This is a genomic window from Streptomyces sp. DSM 40868, from assembly GCF_011820545.1.
Taxonomy (GTDB): domain Bacteria; phylum Actinomycetota; class Actinomycetes; order Streptomycetales; family Streptomycetaceae; genus Streptomyces; species Streptomyces eurythermus.
Map to the genome: position 1 here is coordinate 3,100,767 of NZ_CP050504.1, position 25,758 is coordinate 3,126,524.

The following is a 25,758-nucleotide window of genomic DNA, read 5'->3' on the forward strand; positions in this document are numbered from 1 at the left end:
ACTGGCCGATTATGCGGCTCGTCGGACTGTGCGCCTGGCAACTGTGGACGGCAGGATTCCGTCAGAGCGCCTCCGCGCCCCGTTCCCTCAGGGACTGGTCGTACTGCTGGAGGACCCACAGTTCGTTCTGGACGGCGGCCAGTTGGGCGGGGTCGCCGCCGGTGGCGAGGCGGGTCATCTGGGACTGGATGTCGCGGATGCGGCGTTCGACGGCGCGGCGGCGGATCTGGACCAGGACCGTGCCGGCGTAGGTCTCGTCCACCGTGCGGCGCAGGATCGGCTCGACGGCCAGCTCCGTGACCATGGAGCGGACCGTGTCGTCCGGCGCGGCCTCGCGCACCCGGACCAGGTACTCCTGCGGGTCGGGCACGCCGTACTCCGCGCCGCCCGCCTCCGCGATGGCCAGCCGCACGGCCGCGTACGGCGGTGCCGTGAACTCGTCCACGCCGTACGCGTCGAACGCCGGGGAGACCAGCTCGGGCCGCTGGAGGGCGAGTTTGAGCAGTTCCCGCTCGGCGGCGTAGACCGGGTTGCGCAGGGTCAGCGCCGGGCCGGAGGTCGCCGGGCGCGGCGTCTCGGCCCACTGCCTCTCGTCCGGGCGACGCCGGTCGGCGGGCTGCGGCCCCCTGCCGCCCTCGCGTGCCCAGCGGGCCAGCTGGGCGACCCGGCGGACCACGAACTGGGTGTCGAGGATGCCCAGCATCCCGGCCAGCTCCACGGCGACCTCGTGCTGCGCGCCGCTGTTCTTGATCTTCGCGACGACCGGCGCGGCCTCGTCCAGCGCGGCGGCCCGGCCGGCCGGGGTGTCCAGGTCGTACCGGCTCACGATCTGCCGGAGCGCGAACTCGAAGAGCGGGGTGCGCGGTTCGACCAGATCGGCCACCGCCTCGTCACCCTTGGCCAGCCGCAGGTCACAGGGGTCCATGCCGTCGGGCGCGATCGCGATGTACGTCTCGGCGGCGAACTTCTGATCGTCCTCGAAGGCCCGCAGCGCCGCCTTCTGCCCGGCCGCGTCACCGTCGAAGGTGAAGATCACGCGCGCGCTGCGGTTGTCCATCAGCAGCCGCCGCAGGATCTTGATGTGCTCCCCGCCGAAGGCCGTGCCGCAGGTCGCGATGGCCGTCGTCACCCCGGCCAGGTGGCAGGCCATGACGTCGGTGTAGCCCTCGACCACCACCGCGCTGCTGGTCTTGACGATGTCCTTCTTCGCCAGGTCGATGCCGTACAGCACCTGGCTCTTGCGGTAGATCGCCGTCTCGGGCGTGTTCAGGTACTTCGGCCCGTTGTCCGCCTCGTACAGCTTGCGGGCGCCGAAGCCGACGACCTCGCCGCCGATGTCCCGGATCGGCCACATCAGGCGGCCCCGGAAGCGGTCGATGGGGCCCCGGCGGCCCTCCTGGGACAGCCCGGAGAGGATCAGCTCCTTGTCGGTGAAGCCCTTGCCGCGCAGATAGCGGGTGAGGTGGTCCCAGCCCTGCGGGCTGTAGCCGACCCCGAAGTGCACGGCGGCGGCCTGGTCGAAGCCGCGCTCGGCGAGGAAGATCCGGCCGGTCTCGGCCTCGGCGCTGCCGGCGAGCTGCTCGGCGTACCACTGCGCGGCGATCTTGTGCGCCTCGACCAGGCGGATGCGCTCGCCACGCTGGTGGGCCGGGTTGTACCCGCCCTCCTCGTACCGCAGCGTGATGCCGGCCTGCGCGGCCAGCCGCTCCACCGCCTCCGAGAAGGAGAGGTGGTCCACCTTCATCACGAAGGTGATGGTGTCGCCGCCCTCCTGGCAGCCGAAGCAGTGGAAGAGTCCCTTGCTGGGGCTGACCTGGAAGGACGGCGACTTCTCGTCGTGGAACGGGCACAGGCCCTTGAGGTTGCCGCCGCCCGCGTTGCGCAGCTGGAGGTACTCGGAGACCACGGCGTCGATCGGGACCGCGTCCCGTACCGCCTTCACGTCCTCGTCGTTGATCCGTCCTGCCACGGATGAATTCTACGGGGGCGAGGGGAGGCTCCCGGTGCCTTCGGGAGTCACGGGACCAGCCCGGCGAGCGGCACGTGCGGGTCCGACAGGGCCTCGACGTTCACCTGGGCCCGGGAACGGATGAGGTTCTGGATCGGCTCTGTGACATCCCACACGTTCACGTTCATCCCGGCCAGCACGCGCCCCTCGCGCACCCAGAACGCGATGAACTCCCGCTTGCCCGCGTCGCCCCGGATCACCACCTCGTCGTACGTCCCGGGCGGCGCCCACCCGCTGTACTCCATGCCCAGGTCGTACTGGTCGGTGAAGAAGTACGGCACCCGGTCGTAGGTGACGTCCCGGCCGAGCATCGCCCGCGCGGCGGCCGGACCGCCGTTCAGGGCGTTCGCCCAGTGCTCCACCCGCAGCCGGGTGCCGAACAGCCCGAGCGGGAAGGACGCCACGTCGCCGGCCGCGTAAATGTCGGGGTCGGAGGTGCGCAGCCGCTCGTCCACCAGGATGCCGCCGCCGTGCGCCCGGTCGGCGATCTCCAGCCCGGCCGCCTCGGCGAGCGCCACCCGGGGGGCCGCGCCGATCGCCGCGAGGACGTCGTGCGCCGGGTGCTCCTCGCCGTCGTCGGTGCGGGCCGCGAGGACCATGCCGTCCTGTCCGACGATCTCGGTGAGCCGGGCCCCGAAGTGGAAGCGGACGCCGTGCTCGCGGTGCAGCTGGGCGAAGACGTTGCCCAGCTCCGGCCCGGGGACGCCGTACAGCGGGGTGGGCTCCGGTTCGATCACCGTGACCTCGGCGCCGTACTCCCGGGCCGCCGCCGCGACCTCCAGCCCGATCCAGCCGGCGCCCGCGATCACCAGGTGCCCGTTGTCCCGGCCGAGGTGCTGGAGCACGCCCTTGAGGCGCTCGGCGTGCGCGAGACGGCGCAGGTGGTGGACGCCCGCCAGGCCGGTGCCGGGGATGTCCAGGCGGCGCGGTTCGGCGCCGGTGACCAGCAGCAGCTTGTCGTAGCGGACGAGGGTGCCGTCGTCACCGAAGCGGACCGTCTTCGCCGTGCGGTCGATGCGGTCCACGGTCTGGCCGAGGTGCAGTTCGACGTCGTGCCGCGCGTACCAGGCGGGCTCGTGCACGAAGACGCTCTCGCGCTCCTCCTTGCCGAGCAGATAGCCCTTGGACAGCGGCGGGCGCTCGTAGGGGTGGTCGCGTTCGTCGCAGATCAGTATCACCCGTCCGCTGAAACCCTCCGCCCGGAGCGTCTCGGCCGCCTTCGCACCGGCGAGACCGCCTCCGACGATGACGAATGTCTGATCCGCGTCGACCACTTGATGCCTCCTCGTAAGGGTGCCGCCACGTGCGAGCCTCCCGCACGCAGCGTGATGCGGGAAGAGGGTGTGACCCGATCAGGCCACGGACGGTCACTTTCCGCTCACCGGCGTCCCGTCAGTCTCGCGTGCAGCGACAGCGCGGAGGCGTCGGTGAGGGAGGCGATCTGGTCGACGATCACCCGCTTGCGCGCCCGGTCGTCACCCGCCGCGTCGAACAGCGCGCGGAACTGGGGATCCAGCCCGTCGGGCGCGCGGGCGGTCAGCGCCTCGGCCAGCTCGGCGACGATCACCCGCTGGTCGGCGCGCAGCCGCTCCTGCTCGGCGCGCTGCATCACATACCGGTCCGCGACCGCCTTGAGCACCGCGCACTCCATCCGGGTCTCGCGGGGTACGACCAGCCGGGCGGCGTACCGGGTGAGCCGGCCCGTGCCGTACGCGGCCCGGGTCGCGGTCTCGGCGGCCAGGCAGAACCGGCCGATGAGCTGGCTGGTGGCGTCCTTCAGCCGGGCCTGGGCGGTGGCCGTGCCGTCGTAGCCGTGCGGCCACCACTCCTGGTCCTGGAGGCGGTCCAGCGCGGCGGAGAGTTCGGCCGGGTCGGTGCCGGCGGGGACGTAGCGGCCGACGGCCACCTCGAACACCGCCCGCCGTTCCGGCTCCGCGTGCAGGCAGTTGGGGTCGATGTGCCCGGCGTGCAGTCCGTCCTCCACGTCGTGCACCGAGTAGGCCACGTCGTCCGACCAGTCCATGACCTGTGCCTCGAAGCAGGTGCGGGTGCCGGGGGCGGAGGCGCGGACCCAGTCGAACACGTCGCGGTCGTCGTCGTACACGCCGAACTTCGGCGACGTGGGCGCGGTGGGGTGCCCGCCGCGCGGCCAGGGGTACTTGGTGGCGGCGTCGAGGGTGGCGCGGGTCAGGTTCAGGCCGACGGAACGGTCCTCGGTGAACCGTTTCGGCTCGATGCGGGTGAGGAGCCTGAGGGACTGGGCGTTGCCCTCGAAACCGCCGCAGTCGTCGGCGAACTCGTTCAGCGCGGTCTCGCCGTTGTGCCCGAAGGGCGGATGACCGAGGTCGTGGGCGAGACAGGCCGCCTCCACCAGGTCCGGGTCACAGCCGAGGGCCGCGCCCAGCTCCCGGCCCACCTGGGCGCATTCCAGGGAGTGGGTGAGCCGGGTGCGCGGGCTCGCGTCCCACGCCTGGCTCCTGGTTCCCGGGGTCACCACCTGCGTCTTGCCGGCCAGGCGGCGCAGGGCGGCGGAGTGGAGGATGCGGGCGCGGTCGCGCTGGAAGGCGGTACGGCCGGGGCGTTTGTCGGGTTCGGGGGCCCAGCGTTCGGCCGACGCCGGGTCGTACGCCGTGTCCTGTGCGGTGGAGAGTGCGGTGCCTTCCATGGGTCGACAGTAAGCCTGATCGCCCGCCGGGTCCGGCTGCGGGGCGGGTGCGGGGCGGCAGCGGGCCGCTCAGGCAGCCGACGACCACGGTAGTGAAACGCTCTGTTCATAACGGTGCAGGACCAGGCGGGCCATCGTCTCGTGGGCGCCCAACGGCGCCGAGGCGATCCATGGTGCCTGGGAGGCGCACTGCGTCGCGAAGCGGCCCGGAGCCGTGAAGCACGAGGCGACCGCCACCCGGTGCCGGCCCCTGGCCGCCAGGGCGCGCAGGGCCGTCGGGACCGTCGGGGCCGCCGCCGAGGCGTAGGCGGGGACGACCGGCACGCCCAGGCGGCCGGCCAGGAGGCGGGCCGTGCGGCGGGTGTCCGCGGCCGAGTCCGGGTCGCGGGAGCCCGCCGCCGCGAGGACGACCGCGGACGTACGGCGGGCGGTGTCGTCCAGGGCGGCCGGCCAGCCGGCCTCGACGAGCCGGGCGTGCAGGGCCTCGGCGAGCAGCGGGTGCGGTCCGAGCGGGGCGGCCACGCTCGCGCGTACCGGCGCGGCGGCGGCCAGCTCCGGGATGTCCTGCTTGACGTGGTAGCCCCGGGCGAGGAGCAGCGGGACGAGGACGGCGCGCGTGCCGCCGAGGGTCGCGAGGGTGTCGGGCAGCAGGGGCTCGTTCAGCTCGATGTGGCCCAGCCGGACCGGCAGGCCGGGACGCAGCGCGCGGACCCGCGCCATCAGGGCCCGTACGGTGCCGAGCGCCCGCGGGTCGCGGCTGCCGTGGGCGACCAGGACCAGGGCGGGCGGTGCCGGGCGGCGGCCGCCCGGCACGGAGACCGGCCGGGTGCGGGTGCGGGAGGTAATCGACGCCGTCATGGCAGGATCCTGGCCCCCGCAGGTTGCGCCCCCGTTGCCGGGCCGTCACGGGCATTTTCCGTACCATCACCCCGGCCGGCGGCGGGGTGTGAGGCGAACCGGACCGGTGCGGGCGGCGTCTTCCTCGGTCGGGACGATCAGGGGGGCATCGTATGAGGATCCGCCGGCCGCGAGGGCTGCGAGGACCGAGGTGGCTGCCAGGACCGCGGCGGCTGCGATGGCCGCGTACCCGGGCCGGGCAGCGGCGGCTGCTGTGGGCCCTGATGGCCGGGTGCGTGCTGGCGCTGCTGCCGGCGACCTGGCTGCGCCTGTCCACGGCGGACCGGCTGCGGACCACGGCGGACGTGCCGCGCGCCGAGGTCGCGGTGGTGTTCGGGGCGGGGCTGTGGCAAGGGAAGCCGTCGCCGTATCTCGCGCACCGGCTGGACGCGGCGGTGACGCTGTACCGGGCGGGGCGGATCGAGGTCGTCCTCGTCACCGGGGACAACAGCCGCGAGGACTACGACGAGCCCGACGCCATGCGCGCCTATCTCACGGCACACGGCGTGCCGGACCGGCGGATCGTCAGCGACTACGCGGGCTTCGACACCTGGGACAGCTGTGTACGGGCCAAGCGGATCTTCGGGGTGGACCGGGCGGTGCTGATCAGCCAGGACTTCCACATCCGGCGGGCGGTGGCGCTGTGCGAGGCGGCGGGGGTGGACTCGTACGGCGTCGCAGTGGCCGCCGAGCACGACGTGACCTGGTACTACGGCGGGACGCGTGAGCTGTTCGCGGCGGGCAAGGCGGCGCTGGACGCGGTGTTCCGGCCGGACCCGCGGTTCCTCGGGCCCCGGGAGCCGGGGGTGACGCGGGCGCTGGCGGCCGGGCGGTGACGGGTCATCCGGGCCATGGCATCTCCCTCACGGCGGGCCGGGCGGCGCGGGGAGGTCGCCGTGCCGGGGGTGTAACCGGACGCGACCCGGGGCCGTAACACGCCGGACGCACGCTGGGCGGCATGGAGAAGACCCCGACGCCCACCCACTGCCCGTACTGCGCCTTGCAGTGCGGGATGAACATCACGCCCCTGCCCCAGGGGGGCGTCGAGGTCACCGAACGGGCGGACTTCCCGGTCAACCGGGGCGCGCTGTGCGGCAAGGGCCGTACGGCGGCCGAGGTGCTGTCCCCGGCCGTACGGCTGACCACCCCGCTGGTACGGGAGGGCGGCCGGCTGGTGGAGGCGGACTGGCCCGAGGCGCTGGACCGGATCGCCGGCCGGCTGGCCGCGACCCGGGAGCGCCACGGTCCGGACTCGCTCGGCGTGTTCGGCGGGGGCGGGCTGACCAACGAGAAGGCGTACGCGCTCGGCAAGTTCGCGCGGGTGGTGCTTGGCACCTCGCAGATCGACTACAACGGCCGGTTCTGCATGTCGTCGGCCGCGGCGGCGGGCACCAAGGCGTTCGGGCTGGACCGGGGGCTGCCGTTCCCGCTGGAGGACGTCCCGAGGACGGGGTGTGTGATCCTCGTCGGCTCCAACCTGGCCGAGACCATGCCGCCGTCGCTGCGGTTCTTCACCGAGCTGCGGGAGAACGGCGGCACGCTGATCGTCGTCGACCCGCGCCGGACGAGGACGGCGGAGCAGGCGGACCTGCACCTCGCGCCCCGCCCCGGCACCGACCTGGCCCTCGCCCTCGGCCTGTTGCACCTGGTGGTGGCCGAGGGGCGGACGGACGAGGCGTACATCCGGGAGCGGACCACGGGGTGGGAGGAGGCCCGGGCCGCGGCGATGGCGCACTGGCCGGAGTACGTGGAGCGGATCACCGGGGTCCCGGTGCCCCGGCTGCGCGAGGCCGTACGGATGTTCTGCGAGCCCGAGGCGGCGATGGTGCTCACCGCGCGCGGACCGGAACAGCAGTCCAAGGGCACGGACACGGTGGGCGCGTGGATCAACCTGTGCCTGGCCACCGGCCGGGCGGGGCGCCCGCTGTCCGGGTACGGCTGTCTGACCGGGCAGGGCAACGGACAGGGCGGACGCGAACACGGCCAGAAGGCCGACCAGTTGCCCGGCTACCGCAAGCTGGACGACCCGGCGGCGCGACGGCACGTGGCCGGGGTGTGGGGCGTGGACCCGGACAGCCTGCCGGGCCCGGGGCGCAGCGCGTACGAACTCCTCGACGCGCTCGGCACGGACGTACGGGCGCTGCTGCTGATGGGCTCCAACCCGGTGGTGTCGGCCCCGCGCGCGGCCCACGTCGAGGAGCGGCTGCGCTCGCTGGACTTCCTGGCCGTGGCCGACGTCGTGCTGTCGGAGACGGCGGAGCTGGCGGACGTGGTGCTGCCGGTGACCCAGTGGGCGGAGGAGACGGGCACGACGACCAGCCTGGAGGGCCGGGTGCTGCTGCGCCGCCGGGCGGTCGCCCCGCCGCCGGGCGTCCACAGCGACCTGTACGTCCTGCACGAGCTGGCCGGCCGGCTCGGCGTGGAGAAGGGCTTCCCGACGGACCCGGAGGAGGTCTTCGGGGAGCTGCGCCGCGCCAGCGCGGGCGGCCCGGCGGACTACTCGGGCATCACCTACCGCCGCCTGGCCGAGGAGAACGGCGTCTTCTGGCCCTGCCCGGAGGAACCGGCCGGGACGAGCGGAGCCGAGGGCCGAGACGCGGCCTCGGGCGCCGTGTCCCAGGGTCCGGCGGCCTCCGACGCCTCCGCCGCCGTACGCCACCCCGGCACCCCCCGCCTCTTCCTGGACCGTTTCGCCACCCCGGACGGGCGGGCCCGGTTCGTGGCCGTGGCGCACCGGGCGACCGCCGAGGAGCCGGACGCCGAGTACCCGCTGCTGCTGACCACCGGCCGGGTGGTGTCCCAGTACCAGTCGGGGGCGCAGACCCGGCGCGTGGCGGAGCTGAACGCGGCGGCGCCGGGACCGTTCGTGGAGCTGCACCCCCGGCTCGCGGCCCGGCTGGGCGCGGCCGAGGGGGATCCGCTGGCCGTGGTCTCGCGGCGCGGCCGGGCCGTGGCGCCGGCCCGGATCACCGACACGATCCGCCCGGACACCGTCTTCATGCCCTTCCACTGGCCGGGCGAGGGCCGCGCCAACACCCTCACCAACCCGGCGCTGGACCCCACGTCCCGGATGCCGGAGTTCAAGTCGTGCGCGGTGCGGGTGGAGCGAGTGGAGGCCGTACCGCGGTCGTAGGGCGAGGGCGGGTTCGCGTAGGTTCGGGGGTATGTCCGACAAAGAGCAGTACGACCTCGACGCCTACCTGGACCGGATCGGCTTCAAGGGCGAGCGGCGGGCCGACCTGGCCGCCCTGCGGGGCGTGCACCTGGCGCATTCGCTGACGCTGCCCTTCGAGAACCTGGACCCGGTGCGGGGCTCGGCCCCCTCCCTGGACCCCGCCGATCTGATGGCGAAGATGGTGCGCGGGCGGCGCGGCGGCTACTGCTACGAGCACAACACCCTGCTGCGGCTGGCGCTGGAGGCGCTCGGGTTCCGGGTGAGCCCGCTGGCCGGCCGGGTGGTGCTGGGCGCCGAGGGGCCGCCCGGGAGCCGGCCGCGTACGCACGCGATGCTCCGGGTCGAGGTGGCGGGCGAGCCGTGGCCGTACCTGGCGGACGTCGGTTTCGGCGCGGTCGGGGCGCTGCTGCTGCCGGTGCCGCTGGTGGCCGGGACCGAGTACGAGGGCGCCGGACGCCGGCACCGGCTGGCGCCGCTGCCGCACGAGGGGCCGCTGGAACTGTGGGAGTTGCAGGCGCGGGACCGGCGGACCGGGGAGTGGACCGGCCAGTACGCCTTCACCCAGGAGCCGTTCAGCGCGCCGGATCTCGAGGTGTTCAACTGGTTCGTCGCCACCCATCCGCGCTCCCCGTTCACCCGCCGCCCCTACCTCCAGCGAACCCTGCCCGACGGCCGCCATCTCTCCCTGGACGGCCCCCTCCTGACGGAAACCCTCCCCGACGGCACGGCCACGGAGCGGGCGCTGACGGAGGAGACCGAGGCACGGCAGGTGGTGGAGGAGCGGTTCGGCATCGCGGTACCGGCCGGGGTGACGCTGCTGGGCTGAGCGTCGCTTTTGGCGAGGAACTTGTCGTGATCAAGGAACTCCTCGGACACGCCCACATCGGCGTCACCGCCACCGTCTACGCCCACGTCCGACTCCGCCTCCAGCGCGACGCCATCGACTCCTTCGGCCGCGCCCTCGACCACCCCTCACATACGTACGGCAACCCGGCCAGATCCCCCATTGCGCGAAGCTCCACGCGGCCAAGATTCACTAACGAGAATCAGGTCTCGGCCAAGGATCGAGTCCCGGATCGGTGTGCCGACGGTGAGGTCGTAAGTCGTTTGGCGCTGGTGGAAGTTGTGGACCGTGTTGACGGTGACCGTCGTGCCGTCGGGGGCGCGGAGCTTGGTGCCGGGGGTGAGGTCGTGGGCGTCGGTCCAGCGGTGGTGGGTGGTGTCCCAGAAGGGGTGGTGCCAGGTGGTGGTGAGGGTCTCGGACTGGGGCGGGCCGCGGACCGGAGTGGTGTCCAGGGTGAGGGTGGTGAAGTCCCGGTCCGTGTGGGTGACGATCAGCCGCTGGACCTTTTCCGGCGCGGTGACACCGCGTCCAGCATGCCGTCGACGACCTTCTCCGCTTGCTCGGCGTCCTTGACGGCGGTGTAGGCGCGGTCGAGGGCCCTCCAGACCTTGAAGGCTTCGACGCCGACCTTGATGGCTTTGAAGACCTTGCCCCAGGGCACCGAGGTCAGGGCGGTGTTGATGCAGCCCATGACGTCGCCCTTGGTGAAGCAGTTGTAGGCGTCGGTGAGGCCGATGACGTCGGCGACGAGATTGACCAGGTGCTGCTTGAGGCCGGAGGCCTGCTTCTTCGCGGCGGCGGTCGACGCCTGCGCGGTGGCCTTGGCCCGTGCCAGGGCCCGGGACTCGGCCTGCCGGTCGTAGGTCTTCGGGCTGATGTTGCCGCCGTGCACGCCCCCGCCCGCGCCGAGGCGGTGGCCGTCGGCGCAGGAGCCGTGGTGGCAGTAGGCCAGGTCGCGGCCGCCGGGGTCAACGTTGCCTTCACCCCCGCCACCCCGCCACACCCCTCGCCGAAGATCCACAAAGCTCCACCACGAAGCCTATGGACATGACATGTCATGGCCATTTAAATCTCGGGAATCAGCGCCGCCCCCCACCGCCTGACGGGCGCCTTCCCGAGGAGACAGATGAGCCGGATACGGCAGCATGTCCGAGGAACCCGCCGCATGGTCACCACCGGTGTCGCCGCCGCCACCGCGACCCTGCTGGCCGTCGGCCTCTCCCCCGCCGCCCACGCCGAGGGCGGACCGACCCGGGCCACCGCGATCGACAACGCGGCCTCCGCGCTGTCGGCCCACGCCTCCGCGCTGGGCCTCGCCGCCCCGCAGGACACCAGCGTCCGGGACGTGATCGTGGACAAGGACGGCACCCAGCACGTCCGCTACGACCGCACCTACCGCCATCTCCCCGTCCTCGGCGGCGACTTCGTCGTCCACCTGACCCCGGGCGGCGCCTACCGGGGCGCCGACCGTGCCACCCGGCAGACCGTCTCCGTGCCCACGGTCACCCCGGCGGTCCCCGGCCCGAAGGCCGCCGGTCTCGCGGTGGACGCCCTGCGCGCGGCCCACCCGGACACGACGCTGAAGCAGGCCAAGGCCAAGCCTCAGCTGGTGGTCGACGCCCTGCACGGCACCCCCAGGCTGGCCTGGCGCACCACCGCCGTCGGCCTGGACTCGCTCGGCAACCCGGTCGCCCGGACCCTGCTGACCGACGCCCGCACCGGCGCCCGGATCGACGCCTGGGACAGCATCGAGACCGCCACCGGTGACGGCGCCTCCCTCTACAGCGGGACCGTGCCGCTGGAGACCACCCCGTCCGGGTCGTCGTACCAGCTCAAGGACCCGACCCGGGGCAACACCTACACCGGTGACGCGGAGAACAAGACCGACCTGTGCATCTTCGGCATCTGCTTCAGCCGGGCCCCCGCAACCCTGCTCTCCGATGCCGACAACCACTGGGGCACCGGCGCCACGGCGGACCGCGCCTCGGCCGCCGTCGACGCCCAGTACGGCACCGACGAGACCTGGGACTACTACAAGAACGTGCACGGCCGCACCGGCATCGCCGGGGACGGCAAGGGCTCGTACAACCGCGTCCACTACGGCACCAACTACAACAACGCCTTCTGGGACGACAGTTGCTTCTGCATGACGTACGGCGACGGTGACGGGACCACCTTCGGGCCGCTGGTCGCCCTCGACGTCGCCGGGCACGAGATGTCCCACGGGGTGACCTCGAAGACGGCCGCGCTGACCTACTCGGGCGAGTCCGGCGGGCTGAACGAGGCCACCTCCGACATCCTCGGCACGATGGTGGAGTGGTACGCGGACAACCCGTCCGACGCCGGTGACTACCTCATCGGCGAGAAGATCGTGAAGCCCGGCTTCGGCAAGGCGGCGCTGCGCTTCATGGACAGGCCCTCCAGGGACGGCAGTTCGGCCGACTACTGGAGCTCGTCGGTCGGCAACCTCGACGTCCACTACTCCTCCGGCGTCGCCAACCACTTCGCCTACCTGCTCGCCGAGGGCAGCGGCCCGAAGACCATCAACGGCGTCAGCTACAACTCGCCGACCTACAACGGCTCCGCCGTCACCGGCATCGGCCGGGACAAGGTCGGCAGGATCTGGTACCGGGCGCTGACGGTCTACATGACGTCCTCGACCAACTACAAGGGCGCCCGCACGGCGACCCTGAACGCGGCGAAGGACCTCTACGGCGCCGGCAGCACGGAGTACAACGCCGTGGCCGCGGCCTGGAGCGCGGTCAACGTCGGCTGACCTCCGCCGTACGTTTCCGGGGCCGGTGTCCGCTCGGGCACCGGCCCCGGTGTGTGTCCGGGTGGCGCGCTGACGTCGTGTCACCCGTTCACCGGCGCCGCCGCTCCATTCGTGTTCTTTTCATACTTCTTCCTCCCGGCCGTCCCGCACCCACGCCTGACCTGCCGGAACGCCGCACGGGCTCACCCGGGCGGGTGGCCGGGCCGCCACCCGTTCACCGCATTCCTGACGCTCACTCAGCAAGCGAGCCGGCCGCCGAGCCACTTATCTCGGAAGGGCAGGGGCGCACCCCTGGACGAGTCGGACAAGCTCTGGGGAGCACCATGCGACGCACTGCCCGTCTCCTGGCCGGTACCGCGCTCGCCGTGGCCGCCACGGCACCCGCCCACGCGGTGGCGGCCACGGACCCGGCGGCACCGCTCACGGCCGCCCCGGCCGGCCGGCTGGAGGTCCGGCCGGCCACCGTGACGCCCGGCGACGAGGTCACCGTGAGCACGGCCGCGTGCGGCTCCCCGGGCGCCGCGACCGGGGACGCGGGCGCGGTCGGCGCCGGCACCTTCCCGCTGGCGCCCGGCACCGGCGAAGGGCGGGTGTCCGGCCGGTTCCGGGTGCCGCCGAGCGCCCAGCCGGGCACGTACGAGATCGTCGCCCGGTGTGCCGAGGGGGACCGGCAGGTGGCGGGCGACCTGGTGGTGGCGCTCAGCGCGGCGCACGGGCAGGTGCAGCCGCGGGGAAGCGTGAAGACAGGGGTCGGCGGCGGGCTGGGCCGCGACCCCGTACAGACCACGGCGGGTGTGGCGGCACTGGCCGTCGCCGCCGCGGGCGGTACCTGGCTCCTGCATCGCCGGGCGAGAGGCGACGGGATCTGACGGACACCCTCCGCTGTCCGTCCACCGGTACCGCACATCCCGCCCCCTCCGGGTCCGACGCCCCTCGCGGCCCGGAGGGGGCGGGCATCCGACAGGGGGTCGCCTGAGGGAGAGGGGTCGCGCATGCGTGCTGGGACGGCCAAGGGTGCCGCAAAAGCCGGGCGCCGGCATGAGCACGGGCATCGGCACGGGCACGGGCGGCGGGCCCGGCTCGGGGACGGCCTCATAGCCGCCGTCACCGTGGTGGCCCTCGGCTCGGGCGTGTGGCTGCTGGCCGGCACCGGCCCGCGCACCCCGCCGCAGCCGACGGCCGCCGAGGGCCGGGCCGAGCCCGGCGGTGACCGGAACGCGGCGCCCGCCCTGGCGCCCTCGCCGCCCCTGCGCGTCCGCATCCCCGCGATCCGTGTGGACGCGCCCCTGACCGGCCTGTCCCTCACCCCCTCCGGGGGCCTGGACGCCCCGCCCGCCGAGGAGCGGAACCTGGCCGGCTGGTACGAGGCCGGGACCACGCCCGGGGAGACGGGCACCGCGATCGTCGCCGGCCATGTCGACAACGCCGACGGCCCCGCCGTCTTCTACCGCCTCGGCGCGCTCAAGCGGGGCGACCGCGTAGAGGTGGACCGCCGGGACGGCACCGTGGCGCTGTTCACCGTGGACGCGGTGGAGGTGTACTCGGCCCGCGACTTCCCCGACGACAAGGTGTACGGCGCCGCCCCCCGCCCCGAACTCCGCGTCATCACCTGCGGCGGCGGCTACTCGAAGACCACCGGTTACCAGGGCAACGTGGTGGTGTTCGCGCACCTGACGGGGAGCCGCTGACCGCACTCCGCGAGCCCTCAGCGCGCCGCCGGCTCCACACCCAGGACATGTCTCTTCCCCCACACGCCCAGCGGGGCCAGCGCCTCGTTCAGCTGGTGGCCGATCCCGGTCAGCGAGTACTCGACGCGGGGCGGCACCTCCGCGTAGTCCTCGCGGTGCACGATCCCGTCGGCCTCCAGCTCGCGCAGCTGCGCGGCGAGCACCTTCTCCGTGACGCCCGGCAGCAGCCGGCGCAGTTCCCCGAACCGCCGGGCGCCCTCCTCCCCCAGCGCCCACAGGATCGACACCTTCCACTTGCCGTCGATGATGTCCATCGCCGCGTCGGTGCCGCAGACGTACGACCCCGGCCGTCGCCCCACCGGCATGCCGTTCCCCCTTCCGACCCGCAGGCTTTCCCGCGGGTAACCACCCACTCCGAAGTACGTACTTACGCGCGTGGCTCTCCGGGGAGAGCCTAGTCGTCATGACCGACAACTCCCCTTCCTCCGGCCCTCGTACGTCCCTGACCCTGCTCGGCACCGGTGCCATGGGCACCGCCCTCGGCCGGGCCTGGCTCGCCGCCGGGCACCCCCTGACCGTCTGGAACCGCACGCCGGAGCGGACGGCCGCGCTGACCGCCGAGGGCGCGGTGGCCGCCGACAGCGCGGCGGCGGCCGTGGCCGCGAACCGGCTCGTCGTGGCCTGCCTGCTGGACGACGCCTCGGTGGGCGCCGCCCTGGACGGTGCCGACCTGGCCGGGCGGGACCTGGTGAACCACACCACCGGCACCCCCGCCGACGCCCGCGCCCGTGCCGCCTGGGCCGCGGAGCGGGGCGCCCGGCTGCTGGACGGCGGGATCATGGCCGTACCGCCGATGATCGGCACGCCCGGCGCCTTCGTGTTCTACAGCGGTGACCAGGAACTGTTCGAGGAGCACCGGGACACCCTCGCGGTCCCGGCCGGCACCGAGTACGTCGGCGCCGACCCCGGGCTCGCCGCGCTGCACGACGTGGCGCTGCTGACCGGCATGTACGGCATGTTCGCGGGGATCACGACCGCCTTCGCGCTGCTGCGGGACACGGACGTGGCGCCCGGGGAGTTCGCCCCGCTGCTGGTGTCCTGGCTGTCCGCGATGGCCGGCCAGGCGCACGGCATGGCCGGCCGGCTGGCGTCCGGCGACTACACCTCCGATGTCGTCTCCAACCTCGCGATGCAGGTCGCGGGCACCGGCACCCTGCTGCGCACGGCCGAGGAACAGGGGGTGAGCCCGGAACTGATCACCCCCTTCTTCGACCTCATGCACCGCCGCCTGTCCGACGGCCACGGCACGGAGGACACCACGGGCCTGGTGGACCTGCTGAGCACCCGCCGCCCCGCCGGGGTCCGGTGAGCCACCAAGGCCCTGTGCCCCACCGAGGCGGGACGACCCGCCACGCCCGATAACCGCGAGGTCCCGGTGAGCGCCACCGGGACCTTCGCGTGCTCCACCCCCTCACACCCCCCGCCCCGCCCCGCTGAGGGCAGCGTTCCTCCCGGGAAACAGACGTGATGCCGCCGGGTAACGTCGGGACCGCACGCTCAAGGGCATGACCTCGAATACGCGTGTGGTGGTGATCGGCGCCGGCCTCGCGGGCGTACGGCTCGCCCGGCGCCTCGGCGAGCTGGGCACGCCCGCGCTGCTCGTCGGCGACGAGGAGCACGCGCCGTACAACCGGGTGCTGCTCGCCGAGGTGCTGGCCGGCCGGTACGCGCCGGAGGTGATCGCCCTCCCGCCGCCGACCGGCCTGCTGCGCACCCGCGTCACCGGCATCGACCGGGCCGCCCGTACCGTCTCCTGCGCCGACGGCATGTCGATCGCCTACGACACGCTGGTCCTGGCCACCGGCTCCAACCCGGTGCTGCCCCCGCTGCGCGGCCTGTTCACGCCCGACCGGCGGCTCCCCGAGGGCGTCCACGCCTTCCGCACCCTGGACGACTGCCTCGGCCTCGCCAAGGCGGTGCGGCCGGGAATTCGCGCGGTCGTCATCGGCGGCGGTCTGCTCGGCGTCTCCGCGGCCCGCGCGCTGGCCGTGCGCGGCGCCCAGGTGGTCCTCGCCCAGCAGGCCGAGCGGCTGATGGAGCGCCAGCTCGACCCGGACGCCTCCCGGCTGGTGCTGCGCCACCTGACCGACCTGGGCGTGGAGGTGCACACCGAGTGCCGGGTGCGGGACGTGCGCTGCGTGGCCGGCGCGGTCCGCTCGGTGGAGCTGGCCGACGGCTACGCCCTCGACGCCGACCTCGTCGTCCTCGCCTGCGGGGTGCGTCCCCGTACGGGCCTGGCCGAGCAGGCGGGCCTCGCCGTGCGCAAGGGCGTCCTGGTGGACGACGAGCTGCGCACCTCCGACCCGTTCATCCACGCCGTCGGCGACTGTGCCCAGCACGACGGCACGGTCTACGGCCTGGCCGCCCCGGCCCTCGAACAGGCCGAGGCGCTCGCCGAGTTGCTCGCGGGCGACGCCGGCGCGCGCTACCGCGGGACCCGTTCCCTGACCCGGCTGACCCTGACCGGTCCCGGCTCCCCCTTCGACCTCGCCGCGTTCGGCGAGACCGAGGCGCGCCCCGGCGACGACGTGGTGCGGCTCGCCGACGCCACCCGGGGCACCTACCGCAAGGTCGTCGTCCGCGACGACCGCCTGGTCGGCGGGGTCCTCGTCGGCGAACTCGGCACCGTAGGCGCGCTCGCCCGGGCCTGGGAGGGAGCGGAGCCGCTCCCCGACGACGGGCCCCTGCTGCACCTGCTCACCAACGATGGAGGCTCCTGAATGACCGCCACCCCGGGGGCCACCCCCACGATCGTGCTCGTCGGCCACGGCATGGTCGGCCAGCGCTTCCTCGAAGCGCTGGCCGAGCGCGGCCTGACCGCCACGCACCGCGTGGTCGTGCTGTGCGAGGAGCCGCGTCCGGCGTACGACCGCGTGCAGCTCACCTCGTACTTCTCGGGCCGTACGCCCGAGGATCTCTCCCTGACCGACCGGGAGTTCATCAAGGACCACGGCATCGAGCTGCACATCGGCGACCCGGCCGAGTCCATCGACCGCGAGGCGCGGACGGTGACCGCCCGGTCCGGCCTGGTCGTCGGCTACGACGTGCTGGTGCTGGCCACCGGCTCCTACCCGTTCGTGCCGCCGGTGCCGAACAAGGACGCCACCGGCTGCTTCGTCTACCGCACCATCGAGGACCTGCTCGCCATCGAGGAGTACGCGAAGTCCCGGGCGACGACGGGTGCCGTGGTCGGCGGCGGGCTGCTCGGCCTGGAGGCCGCCGGCGCGCTCAAGGGGCTCGGACTGAACACGCACATCGTGGAGTTCGCGCCGCGCCTGATGCCGGTGCAGGTCGACGAGGGCGGCGGCGCGGCCCTGCTGCGCACCATCGAGCAGATGGGCCTGACGGTCCACACCGGCGTGGGCACCCAGGAGATCGTGACGGACTCCGAAGGTGCCGTGACCGGGATGAAGCTGTCCGACGGCTCCGAACTCGCCGCCGACATGGTGGTGTTCAGCGCCGGTGTCCGCCCCCGCGACCAGCTCGCCCGGGACGCGGGCCTGACGGTCGGCGAGCGCGGCGGCATCGCGGTGGACGAGCGGTGCCGGACCGTGTCCGACCCGCGCGTCTTCGCGATCGGCGAGTGCGCGCTGGCCGCCGACGGCCGGGTGTACGGCCTGGTGGCGCCGGGCTACGAACAGGCCGAGACGGCCGCCGCCACCATCGCCCGCGACGAGGCCGCCTTCACCGGCGCCGACCTGTCCACCAAGCTGAAGCTGCTCGGCGTGGACGTCGCCTCCTTCGGCGACGCGCACGGCACCGCCGAGGACTGCCTGGACGTCGTCTACTCCGACTCGCGCGCGGGCCTGTACAAGAAGCTGGTCATCGGCGCGGACGGCACCCTGCTCGGCGGCATCCTGGTCGGTGACGCGGAGGCGTACGGCACCCTGCGCGCGCTCACCGGCTCGGTGCCCCCCGTCTCCCCCGAGTCGCTCGTCCTGCCCGCCGGAGCCGGCTCGGGGGCCCAGCTCGGGCCGTCCGCGCTGCCGGACGACGCGATCATCTGCTCCTGCCACAACGTCAGCAAGGGCACCATCCGCGGCGCGGTCACCGAGCACAGCTGCACCACCGTGCCCGAGGTGAAGAAGTGCACCAAGGCCGGTACCGGCTGCGGCAGTTGTGTGAAGGTGCTGGGCCAGCTGGTCACCGCCGAGCTGGAGGCGTCCGGCGTCGAGGTCGACAAGGGGCTGTGCGGCTGCTTCGCCCAGACCCGCGAGGAGCTGTACGAGATCGTCCTCGCGCTGCGCGTCACGTCGTACCGGGAGCTGCTGGACCGCTTCGGCCGCGAGGACGCCCGGGGCGGCGAGGGCTGCGAGGTGTGCAAGCCGACGGTCGGCTCGATCATCGCCTCCCTCGCCCCCTCCATCGGCGCGAGCGGCTATGTCCTGGACGGCGAGCAGGCCGCGCTCCAGGACACCAACGACCACTTCCTCGCCAACCTCCAGAAGAACGGCTCGTACTCGGTCGTGCCGCGCATCCCCGGCGGGGAGATCGCGCCCGAGAAGCTGATCGTGATCGGCGAGATCGCCCGGGACTTCGGCCTCTACACGAAGATCACCGGCGGGCAGCGGATCGACATGTTCGGCGCCCGGGTGGAGCAACTGCCGCTGATCTGGGCCCGGCTGGTGGACGCCGGCTTCGAGTCGGGGCACGCCTACGGCAAGGCACTGCGCACGGTGAAGTCCTGTGTGGGCTCCACCTGGTGCCGCTACGGCGTGCAGGACTCGGTGCGGATGGCGATCGACCTGGAGCTGCGCTACCGCGGCCTGAGGTCCCCGCACAAGCTGAAGTCGGCGGTCTCCGGCTGCCAGCGCGAGTGCGCGGAGGCCCAGTCGAAGGACTTCGGGGTGATCGCCACGGCCAACGGCTGGAACCTGTACGTCGGCGGCAACGGCGGCGCCACCCCGCGCCACGCCGACCTGCTCGCCCAGGACCTGTCCGACGCCGAACTGGTCCGGCTGATCGACCGGTTCCTGATGTTCTACATCCGCACCGCCGACCGGCTGGAGCGCACCTCCACCTGGCTGGAGCGCATCCCCGGCGGCCTGGACCACGTACGGGACGTGGTGGTGCACGACTCGCTCGGCATCTGCGACGAGCTGGAGCGGCTGATGCGGGAGCACGTCGCGCACTACCGCGACGAGTGGGCCGAGACCGTCAACGACCCCGAGAAGCTGGCCCGGTTCGTGTCCTTCGTGAACGCCCCGGACACTCCCGACCCGGTGGTCTCCTTCGTCCCCGAGCGCGACCAGATCAAGCCCGACCTGCCACTGCTGACCATCGGGCTGCGGCCCGCCGACGACGTCCTGGAAGGAAGCGCCCAGCGATGACCCTGGCAGTTGAGACGACCGATCTGAAGGTCCAGCTCCAGCTGGCGGACGGCTGGTTCACGGTCTGCGACCTGAGCGTGCTGGTCCCCGGCCGGGGAGTGGCGGCCCTGCTGCCGGACGGCCGCCAGGCGGCCCTCTTCCGGGACCGCGCGGACCGGCTGTACGCCGTCGGCAACCGCGACCCGTTCACCGGGGCGGCCGTCCTCTCCCGCGGCCTGACCGGCACCCACGAGGGCCGCCCCTTCGTGGCCTCCCCCCTGCTGAAGCAGCGCTTCGACCTGGTCAACGGCGTCTGCCTGGACGACGAGACGGTGCGGATCCCGGTGTACGAGGTGCGCACGGTGTCGTGACCCCCAGGTTTCTTGACTGATCGTTTCAGTAACCCTAGGCTGTCACACATGGGCAGGACCAAGGAATTCGATCCGGACGCCGCGCTCCAGTCGGCACTCGAGCTGTTCTGGCGGCGCGGCTACGAGGCCACCTCGATGGCCGACCTGGTCGAGCACCTGGGCATCGGCAAGGCGAGCCTGTACGCCACCTTCGGCAGCAAGCACGAGCTGTACCTGAGGGCGCTGGACCGCTACGGGCAGGCACAGAAGCCGGTGCTCGTCCGCGAGCTGTCCGCGCCCGGCCCGGTGCTGCCGGCCGTACGCGGTCTGGTCCGGCGGTTCGCCGCCGAGGCCACCGCGGCGGCCACCCGGGAACAGGGCTGCCTGGTCACCAACACGGCGGTCGAACTGGCCCCGCACGACCGGGAGGCCGCCCGCCGGGTGGAGCAGAGCTGGGACACCATCGAGACCCTGCTGCACTCCGCCCTGACGCGCGCCCGGGCACAGGGCGAACTGGCGGCGGACCGCGATCCGCTGGCCCTCGCCCGGACGCTGTTCGTGCTGCTCCAGGGGCTCAGGGTGGTCGGCAAGGCGTCGGCGGACCCGGCCCGGGTGCGGGACGCGGCGGAGCAGGCCCTGGCACTGCTGGACTGACCTCGCACCCGAGGACGCGCCTCTCCCCGCGGAGGCGCGTTTTTCCGGCGCTCATACTGAACCGATCGTTCTAGACAAAAGGGACTTCACCATGTCGCACCGCTTCTCCGGCCGGACCGCACTCGTCACCGGCGCCGGCTCCGGCATCGGCCGCGGGGTGGCCCTCGCCCTCGCCCGGGAGGGCGCCCAGGTCGTCGTCGCCGGGCGGCGCCGCGCCCCGCTCGACGAGACCGTGGCGCTGATCGAGGCCGAGGGCGGCAAGGCGCTCGCCGTGGCCGCCGACGTCTCCCGCGCGGAGGAGGTGCGGGACCTGGTGGCCGCCGCCGTGGACCGGTTCGGCTCGCTGGACGTGGCGGTGAACAACGCCGGTGTCCTCGAGGGCCGCGGGCGCACCGTGGGCGAGCTGCCCGAGGAGGACTGGCGCCGGATGATGGACATCAACGTCACCGGCGTCTTCCTCGCCCTCCAGGCCGAGATCGCCCGGATGCGCACCCAGCCGAACGGCGGCGTGATCGTCAACATCGCCTCCCGGATCGGCATGCACAGCCGGCTCCCCGGCGTCGCGGGCTACGCCGTCAGCAAGGCGGCCGTGTCGGTCCTCACCCGCTCCGCCGCCCTGGACCACATCGCCGACGGGGTGCGCATCAACGCCGTCAGCCCCGGCTCCACCGCCACCGACATGTCCTTCAAGCCCGGCGAGACCGAGGCGGACCGGGCCGCGCGGATGCGTACCGAGGTGCCGCTCGGCCGGGTCTCCACCGTCGAGGAGGTGGTCGCGGCGGTGCTGTACCTCGCCTCGGACGACGCGGCCTCGGTGGTCGGCGCCGACCTGGTGATCGACGGCGGCTCCACGGCCTGAGCCGGCCCGGCCCCGCGGGTCGGCCGATCCCGTTCCCGGGGCCGGCCGATCCCCTTCCCCCCGGGGGTCAGTCGATCCCGGACCGCTCCACCCCGGCCACGATCCACCGCTGGAAGCACAGGAACACCAGCAGCAGCGGCAGGATCGACACGGCCGCCGCGACGAAGAGCTCGTGCAGCCGTACGACCTGCGCGGTGGTGAACGAGGACAGGGCCACCTGCACCGTCCAGGCGCTCTGGTCCTGCCCGATCACCAGCGGCCACAGGAAGGAGTTCCACGCGCCGAGGAACACGATCGTGCCGACGGCCGCGAACACCGGGCGGCTGTTGGGGACGACGACCCGCCAGTACGTCCGCCAGTACCCGAGCCCGTCCACCTGGGCGGCGTCCTCCAGCTCCCGGGGGAAGCCGAGGAAGTACTGCCGGAAGACGAAGCAGGCGAACGCGGAGAACAGCGTCGGCACGATCAGACCGCGCAGCGTGGAGATCCAGCCCAGCGACGACACCAGCACGAAGCTGGGCACGAAGGTGACGGCCGCCGGGACCAGCAGGGTGCCCAGGATGCCGTAGAACACCTTGTTCGCGTGCCGGTAGGGGATGCGGGCCAGGCCGTAGCCGGCGAGGGAGGCGAGCAGCAGGGTGCCGAGGGTGGTGGCGACGGCGATCAGCGCGGAGTTGAGCAGGGACCGGGCGAACGGCACCGACGGGTCCTGGAACAGCTCGCGGACGTTGCCCCACCGCACGTCGGCGGGGAAGAAGGTCCACTCGGGGGAGGTGATGTCCCGCTCGTCGGCCAGCCCGTTGCGCACCAATAGGTAGAAGGGGATCAGGAAGAGCAGGGCGAGCGCGGCCAGCAGGGCCAGCCTGAGCGCCCGCCCGGCCCGCACCAGGGCGTCATCCATCGCCGTCCGTCCTTCCCAGCCGCAGCCAGCGCGCCTGTGCCACCGTGACGACCGCGATGACCAGCGCCAGGATCACCGCGCCCGCGCTGCCGAGGCCGAGGTTCTGCCCCTGCCCCAGCGCGGTGTAGTAGAGGTAGACCAGCGGCGGCCGGGCGTAGGGCGGGTAACCCCGGGCGTCGGACAGCAGGTTGTAGAACTCGTCGAAGGCCTGGAACGCGTTCACGACGAGCAGCAGCAGCACCGCGACCGAGGTGCCCCGCAGTTGCGGCAGGGTGATGTGCCGCAGCACCGTCCAGCCGGGCCGGGCCCCGTCCACGGCCGCCGCCTCGTACAGCGCCGGGTCGATCCGCTGGAGCCCGGCGAGGAACAGGATCATGTAGAACCCGGCCTGCAACCACAGCCGTACGGTCACGATGACCAGCCAGTACCAGGGCGGGTCGGTGGTGGACAGCCAGGCGACGGGGTCGCCGCCGAACCAGCCCAGCACGGTGTTCGCCAGCCCGAACCGCACCCCGTTGAAGATCGACATCTTCCAGATCAGCGCGGCCACCACATAGCTGCACGCGGCCGGCAGGAAGAACACCGACCGGAAGAACGCCCGCGCCCAGCGGACCCGGTTGACCATCAGGGCGAGGGCCAGGGAGAACCCGTAGGTGACCGGCACGATGAAGGCGGTGAAGAGCAGGAAGGTCTTGAGGCTGTCGCGGAACGCCGCGTCGCGCAGCATCGCCGTGTAGTTGTCCAGGCCGGTGAAGTGCGTGGGGGTGACGGTGTTGTGCGCGTCGAAGAAGCTCAGACCCACGCTCCACAGCAGCGGTACGTAGGTGAACAGCGCGAGCCCGAGCGCGAACGGCCCGACGAACACCCAGAACCACAGGGTCCGGTTCCGCCTCACTTGCGCACCCTGGCGATCTCCTCCGCCACCTTCCGTACGGCGGACCGCAGTTCGCGCTCCGGGTCCGCCCCGCCCTTGATGATCCGGCTGAGGGCGTCCTGGTAGGCGGTCTGGCCGGCCGGGGTCCACAGCAGCGGCTGGGCGTATCCGTGGTCGGTGGTGAACCGTACGACGTCGGCGGCCGGGCCCTCGCGCAGCGGTTCGGCCTCGGTGGCGAGGGAGCGCCGGGCGGGGATGTGGAAGCCGTAGGAGAGCGCGAAGTCCTTCTGGTAGTCGGTGCGTTCGACCCACAGCCATTTCACGTACGCCTTGGCCAGATCCTTGTGCCGGCTGCGCGCGCTGACGGCGGCACCGTAGGCCCCCACGGGTACGGCGGGCCGGCCCCGGTCGCCGTCCGCCGGGAACGGCAGCACCCCGAAGTCGTCCCCGAGTTCACGCTTGATCTGCGGCAGCGCCCACAGTCCGGACCACTGCATCGCGGTCAGCCCCTGGAGGAAGGCGGAGGGGTCGGACCAGTCGGCGGGCGCGCCGAGGAGCAGGGACTTGTCGGCGTACAGCCGGTGCAGTTTGCCGAGGGTGCGGGCGGCGGCGGGATCGTCGAAGCCGACCCGGCCGTCGTCGGTGACGAGCGGGAATCCGGCCGCGTACAGGGGAGTTCCGCCCAGGACCCCGGCGCCTCCGTCGTTGCCGAGGAAGAGTCCCTTGGTCTTGCGGTCGGTGAGCGCGCGGGCGGCGTCGACCAGGGCGTCCAGGGTGGTGGGCGGCTCCACGCCGGCGTCGCGCAGCAGGCTCTTGCGGTAGTACAGCAGCTGGGTGTCGATGACCTGCGGAATCCCGTAGATCCGCCCCTCGTGGGTCTTCGGCGCGAGCACGGCCGGATTGAAGTCGTCCTTGACCCCCGCCAGCAGATCGGTGAGGTCGAGGACCTGGCCGCCCCGGATCTGGTCGAGGGTGGGCCCGTTGACCTCGAAGACGTCGGGCCCGGAGTCGGTGAGCAGGGCGGCGGCGGTCTGCTGGTCGTAGTTGCCCGGCCGCCACTGCACCGAGACATCGGCCTTCCGGAAGGCGGCGGCGTACCGCTGGACGGCCCGCTCGGTGCCCGGCTCGCCGTACTGGTGGTACCACTGTGACAGCCGGGGCCCGGAACCGCCGTCCCCGCGCCCGGTGTTCGATCCGCACGCCGTGAGCAGCCCGGCGCCCGCGCCCGCGGCCAGGAGTGTCCTGCGGCTGATCGTCATCGTGTGCCCCCTGACGTCCGTCATCGTTGTGCGGCCCAACGATCAACCATGCGCGGCGATTACGAAAGACGCGTTGCGGCCGTGTGTCGGCGTGCGCCCCTCCGTGGGCACCCGGTTCCCGTGTCCCGGCACCGGTGCACAACTTTTCCGCTCCGGGACGCATCCAACACAACGACCCACATGCACCCTTCGACTGGAAGAAGGAGAATGTGCCCATGTTCCAGAAGCCGAATCCGACGACTCCGCCTCCCGGCCGGCGCCCCGCGGAACGCCCCCGGGTCCTGCGCGGACGCGGACCGGTGACCGCGCTCGCCGCCGCGCTGCTGGGCGTCACGGCCGCCGGGGCCGCCTGGAGCGCGACACCGGCGGCGGCCCGGACCACGACGGCCATACGGACCTGCGCGGTGAGCGACCTGTATCTGTCCACGGGCGCCAAGGAGGGCGCGGCCGGATCCCTGTACTGGCCGGTCCGGTTCACCAACACCAGCACCACCAAGTGCGCCCTGCGCGGCTACCCGGGCGTGAGCGTCCTGGACGGCGCCCACCACCGCATCGGCCCGGCGGCGAAGCACAGCGGCCGCGCCTACGGCACCGTCACCCTCTCCCCCGGCCACTCCGCCACGGCGGTCCTGCGCACGACCAACGGCCCGGTCGGCGGCCCCTGCGAACGCACCGGCACCTACCTCCAGGTCTACCCGCCGGCCTCCCGCACCGCGACCCTCGTCCCGGCCCCGTGGAAGACCTGCTCGGGGGTGTTCCAGACGGGGCCGGTGAACACGGACGGCGGGTTCTGAGCAACCGGGAAGCCGAGCCGAGCAGCCGGCGCCTCTCAACGGGCGCCGGCAACACCCCTCTCCCCTCCTTTCGTTCATCACGAAACCATCACCTCCCTTCACATGCGGCACCGCACAACTACGGTGGTCGGCACGTGCCACCGCCCGGGGTACGCGCCATCGCCTGAGGGGGGCACCATGACGAACCCGTACACCCCGCCGTCCACGCCGAGAAACCCCCGGTGGGCCCGGAAGCGCTACGTCCTCCCCGCCCTGGCCCTGGCCCTCTTCGTCGGTGTGGGCATAGGCGCCGCGGACGAGGACCCCGCGTCCGACACGGAGCCGGCCGCCGCCCAGCCCCGCCCGACGGTGACCGTCACGGCGACAGCCACGGCCACGCACACCGCGGACCCTGAGCCCGCTCCCACCGTGACCGAGACCCGTACCGTGAAGGTCACCACGACCGTCACGGCCCAGCCGGCGTACGGCGGCGGCACGTCCGGCGGCGAAGCCGCCGACGCCGGCGGATCCGGCAGCGTCCACTACGCCAACTGCACCGCGGCCCGCGCCGCCGGCGACACCCCCCTGTACGCGGGCGACCCGGGCTACGACTCCCACCTCGACCGGGACGGCGACGGAGTGGCCTGCGAGTGACCGAGCCGGCGC

General features: G+C 73.2%; 23 protein-coding genes. 14 read left to right on the forward strand and 9 right to left on the reverse strand.

From position 1 onward, the window contains the following. Window positions 1-61: 61 nt before the first annotated feature. The 4 genes from dnaG to HB370_RS13985 all read right to left on the reverse strand — a co-directional run bounded on the left by dnaG (window position 62) and on the right by HB370_RS13985 (window position 5,531). Complete coding sequence (gene dnaG, locus HB370_RS13970; protein ID WP_030777066.1) at window positions 62-1,969, reverse strand: DNA primase; 1,908 nt, start codon at window positions 1,967-1,969, stop codon at window positions 62-64. 47 nt (window positions 1,970-2,016) lie between these two features. Then, window positions 2,017-3,282 carry an FAD-dependent oxidoreductase gene (locus HB370_RS13975; protein WP_030777068.1) on the reverse strand — a complete coding sequence of 422 codons (1,266 nt, stop codon included), beginning with the start codon at window positions 3,280-3,282 and terminating at the stop codon, window positions 2,017-2,019. A 104-nt stretch (window positions 3,283-3,386) separates the two neighbouring features. Then, window positions 3,387-4,673, reverse strand: coding sequence for a deoxyguanosinetriphosphate triphosphohydrolase (locus HB370_RS13980; protein WP_030777070.1), 1,287 nt, complete (start codon window positions 4,671-4,673; stop codon window positions 3,387-3,389). 69 nt (window positions 4,674-4,742) lie between these two features. Then, window positions 4,743-5,531: a sirohydrochlorin chelatase gene (locus tag HB370_RS13985; protein WP_030777073.1), complete on the reverse strand. Its 789-nt coding sequence runs from the start codon at window positions 5,529-5,531 to the stop codon at window positions 4,743-4,745. 152 nt (window positions 5,532-5,683) lie between these two features. Here HB370_RS13985 and HB370_RS13990 point away from each other — a divergent pair, with 152 nt between their 5' ends. The 3 genes from HB370_RS13990 (at window position 5,684) to HB370_RS14000 (ending at window position 9,571) form a co-directional block, all read left to right on the forward strand. Then, entirely contained in the window at window positions 5,684-6,406 is a 723-nt protein-coding gene (locus HB370_RS13990) for an ElyC/SanA/YdcF family protein (RefSeq protein WP_106980578.1), read from the forward strand. Between the two features lie 122 nt (window positions 6,407-6,528). After that, the gene (locus HB370_RS13995; RefSeq protein ID WP_030777078.1) at window positions 6,529-8,703 is read left to right on the forward strand and encodes a molybdopterin oxidoreductase family protein; all 2,175 of its coding nucleotides are present in this window, start codon (window positions 6,529-6,531) and stop codon (window positions 8,701-8,703) included. Window positions 8,704-8,734: 31 nt separating this feature from the next. Further along, entirely contained in the window at window positions 8,735-9,571 is an 837-nt protein-coding gene (locus HB370_RS14000; RefSeq protein WP_030777081.1) for an arylamine N-acetyltransferase, read from the forward strand. 508 nt (window positions 9,572-10,079) lie between these two features. Here the strand turns inward: HB370_RS14000 and HB370_RS14005 are convergent. Continuing rightward, window positions 10,080-10,610, reverse strand: coding sequence for a hypothetical protein (locus HB370_RS14005; protein ID WP_244405521.1), 531 nt, complete (start codon window positions 10,608-10,610; stop codon window positions 10,080-10,082). A gap of 105 nt (window positions 10,611-10,715) precedes the next feature. Between HB370_RS14005 and HB370_RS14010 the strand changes: the two genes are divergently transcribed. The 3 genes from HB370_RS14010 to HB370_RS14020 all read left to right on the forward strand — a co-directional run bounded on the left by HB370_RS14010 (window position 10,716) and on the right by HB370_RS14020 (window position 14,053). Beyond that, complete coding sequence (locus HB370_RS14010; protein ID WP_030777087.1) at window positions 10,716-12,365, forward strand: M4 family metallopeptidase; 1,650 nt, start codon at window positions 10,716-10,718, stop codon at window positions 12,363-12,365. A gap of 323 nt (window positions 12,366-12,688) precedes the next feature. After that, the gene (locus tag HB370_RS14015) at window positions 12,689-13,234 is read left to right on the forward strand and encodes a hypothetical protein (RefSeq protein WP_030777090.1); all 546 of its coding nucleotides are present in this window, start codon (window positions 12,689-12,691) and stop codon (window positions 13,232-13,234) included. Window positions 13,235-13,357: 123 nt separating this feature from the next. Beyond that, window positions 13,358-14,053 carry a class F sortase gene (locus tag HB370_RS14020; RefSeq protein ID WP_078637351.1) on the forward strand — a complete coding sequence of 232 codons (696 nt, stop codon included), beginning with the start codon at window positions 13,358-13,360 and terminating at the stop codon, window positions 14,051-14,053. A gap of 17 nt (window positions 14,054-14,070) precedes the next feature. On the opposite strand, the gene HB370_RS14025 is transcribed toward HB370_RS14020, so the two are convergent. Then, window positions 14,071-14,418, reverse strand: coding sequence for a helix-turn-helix domain-containing protein (locus HB370_RS14025; protein WP_030777094.1), 348 nt, complete (start codon window positions 14,416-14,418; stop codon window positions 14,071-14,073). A gap of 98 nt (window positions 14,419-14,516) precedes the next feature. On the opposite strand from HB370_RS14025, the gene HB370_RS14030 reads away from it, so the two are divergent. From HB370_RS14030 to HB370_RS14055, 6 genes are all read left to right on the forward strand, one after another. Continuing rightward, window positions 14,517-15,422, forward strand: a complete 906-nt coding sequence (locus HB370_RS14030; RefSeq protein WP_030777096.1) for an NAD(P)-binding domain-containing protein — start codon at window positions 14,517-14,519, stop codon at window positions 15,420-15,422. 196 nt (window positions 15,423-15,618) lie between these two features. Then, the gene (locus HB370_RS14035) at window positions 15,619-16,833 is read left to right on the forward strand and encodes an FAD-dependent oxidoreductase (RefSeq protein ID WP_030777098.1); all 1,215 of its coding nucleotides are present in this window, start codon (window positions 15,619-15,621) and stop codon (window positions 16,831-16,833) included. After that, entirely contained in the window at window positions 16,834-19,443 is a 2,610-nt protein-coding gene (nirB, locus tag HB370_RS14040) for a nitrite reductase large subunit NirB (protein ID WP_030777100.1), read from the forward strand. Further along, window positions 19,440-19,793, forward strand: coding sequence for a nitrite reductase small subunit NirD (gene nirD, locus HB370_RS14045; protein ID WP_030777103.1), 354 nt, complete (start codon window positions 19,440-19,442; stop codon window positions 19,791-19,793). The genes nirB and nirD overlap by 4 nt, the downstream gene beginning before the upstream one ends. 48 nt (window positions 19,794-19,841) lie before the next feature. Then, complete coding sequence (locus HB370_RS14050) at window positions 19,842-20,426, forward strand: TetR/AcrR family transcriptional regulator (protein ID WP_030777106.1); 585 nt, start codon at window positions 19,842-19,844, stop codon at window positions 20,424-20,426. A gap of 91 nt (window positions 20,427-20,517) precedes the next feature. Continuing rightward, window positions 20,518-21,285 (forward strand): glucose 1-dehydrogenase, encoded by a 768-nt coding sequence (locus tag HB370_RS14055; RefSeq protein ID WP_030777108.1) that lies wholly within the window; start codon window positions 20,518-20,520, stop codon window positions 21,283-21,285. 67 nt (window positions 21,286-21,352) lie between these two features. On the opposite strand, the gene HB370_RS14060 is transcribed toward HB370_RS14055, so the two are convergent. From HB370_RS14060 to HB370_RS14070, 3 genes are read right to left on the reverse strand one after another with little or no spacing between them, the layout of a single operon-like run. Further along, window positions 21,353-22,186 carry a carbohydrate ABC transporter permease gene (locus tag HB370_RS14060; protein WP_030777111.1) on the reverse strand — a complete coding sequence of 278 codons (834 nt, stop codon included), beginning with the start codon at window positions 22,184-22,186 and terminating at the stop codon, window positions 21,353-21,355. Beyond that, on the reverse strand, window positions 22,179-23,081 hold the full coding sequence (locus HB370_RS14065) for a sugar ABC transporter permease (protein ID WP_030777114.1): 903 nt from the start codon (window positions 23,079-23,081) through the stop codon (window positions 22,179-22,181). The genes HB370_RS14060 and HB370_RS14065 overlap by 8 nt, the downstream gene beginning before the upstream one ends. Next, window positions 23,078-24,319: a sugar ABC transporter substrate-binding protein gene (locus HB370_RS14070; RefSeq protein WP_030777115.1), complete on the reverse strand. Its 1,242-nt coding sequence runs from the start codon at window positions 24,317-24,319 to the stop codon at window positions 23,078-23,080. The genes HB370_RS14065 and HB370_RS14070 overlap by 4 nt, the downstream gene beginning before the upstream one ends. 215 nt (window positions 24,320-24,534) lie before the next feature. Here HB370_RS14070 and HB370_RS14075 point away from each other — a divergent pair, with 215 nt between their 5' ends. Beyond that, window positions 24,535-25,113 (forward strand): DUF4232 domain-containing protein, encoded by a 579-nt coding sequence (locus tag HB370_RS14075; RefSeq protein ID WP_051815329.1) that lies wholly within the window; start codon window positions 24,535-24,537, stop codon window positions 25,111-25,113. 177 nt (window positions 25,114-25,290) lie between these two features. Further along, a complete protein-coding gene (locus HB370_RS14080; protein ID WP_030777120.1) occupies window positions 25,291-25,746 on the forward strand; it encodes an excalibur calcium-binding domain-containing protein in 456 nt (151 codons plus the stop codon). Window positions 25,747-25,758: the final 12 nt, after the last annotated feature.

Coding starts and splice junctions, on each gene's coding strand:
- HB370_RS13980 (WP_030777070.1), bottom strand. CDS start 4,673: ATGGAAGGCACCGCACTCTCCACCGCACAGGACACGGCGTACGACCCG.
- HB370_RS13985 (WP_030777073.1), bottom strand. CDS start 5,531: ATGACGGCGTCGATTACCTCCCGCACCCGCACCCGGCCGGTCTCCGTG.
- HB370_RS13990 (WP_106980578.1), top strand. CDS start 5,684: ATGAGGATCCGCCGGCCGCGAGGGCTGCGAGGACCGAGGTGGCTGCCA.
- HB370_RS13995 (WP_030777078.1), top strand. CDS start 6,529: ATGGAGAAGACCCCGACGCCCACCCACTGCCCGTACTGCGCCTTGCAG.
- HB370_RS14000 (WP_030777081.1), top strand. CDS start 8,735: ATGTCCGACAAAGAGCAGTACGACCTCGACGCCTACCTGGACCGGATC.
- HB370_RS14010 (WP_030777087.1), top strand. CDS start 10,716: ATGAGCCGGATACGGCAGCATGTCCGAGGAACCCGCCGCATGGTCACC.
- HB370_RS14015 (WP_030777090.1), top strand. CDS start 12,689: ATGCGACGCACTGCCCGTCTCCTGGCCGGTACCGCGCTCGCCGTGGCC.
- HB370_RS14020 (WP_078637351.1), top strand. CDS start 13,358: ATGCGTGCTGGGACGGCCAAGGGTGCCGCAAAAGCCGGGCGCCGGCAT.
- HB370_RS14025 (WP_030777094.1), bottom strand. CDS start 14,418: ATGCCGGTGGGGCGACGGCCGGGGTCGTACGTCTGCGGCACCGACGCG.
- HB370_RS14030 (WP_030777096.1), top strand. CDS start 14,517: ATGACCGACAACTCCCCTTCCTCCGGCCCTCGTACGTCCCTGACCCTG.
- HB370_RS14035 (WP_030777098.1), top strand. CDS start 15,619: ATGACCTCGAATACGCGTGTGGTGGTGATCGGCGCCGGCCTCGCGGGC.
- nirB (WP_030777100.1), top strand. CDS start 16,834: ATGACCGCCACCCCGGGGGCCACCCCCACGATCGTGCTCGTCGGCCAC.
- nirD (WP_030777103.1), top strand. CDS start 19,440: ATGACCCTGGCAGTTGAGACGACCGATCTGAAGGTCCAGCTCCAGCTG.
- HB370_RS14050 (WP_030777106.1), top strand. CDS start 19,842: ATGGGCAGGACCAAGGAATTCGATCCGGACGCCGCGCTCCAGTCGGCA.
- HB370_RS14055 (WP_030777108.1), top strand. CDS start 20,518: ATGTCGCACCGCTTCTCCGGCCGGACCGCACTCGTCACCGGCGCCGGC.
- HB370_RS14060 (WP_030777111.1), bottom strand. CDS start 22,186: ATGGATGACGCCCTGGTGCGGGCCGGGCGGGCGCTCAGGCTGGCCCTG.
- HB370_RS14070 (WP_030777115.1), bottom strand. CDS start 24,319: ATGACGATCAGCCGCAGGACACTCCTGGCCGCGGGCGCGGGCGCCGGG.
- HB370_RS14075 (WP_051815329.1), top strand. CDS start 24,535: ATGTTCCAGAAGCCGAATCCGACGACTCCGCCTCCCGGCCGGCGCCCC.
- HB370_RS14080 (WP_030777120.1), top strand. CDS start 25,291: ATGACGAACCCGTACACCCCGCCGTCCACGCCGAGAAACCCCCGGTGG.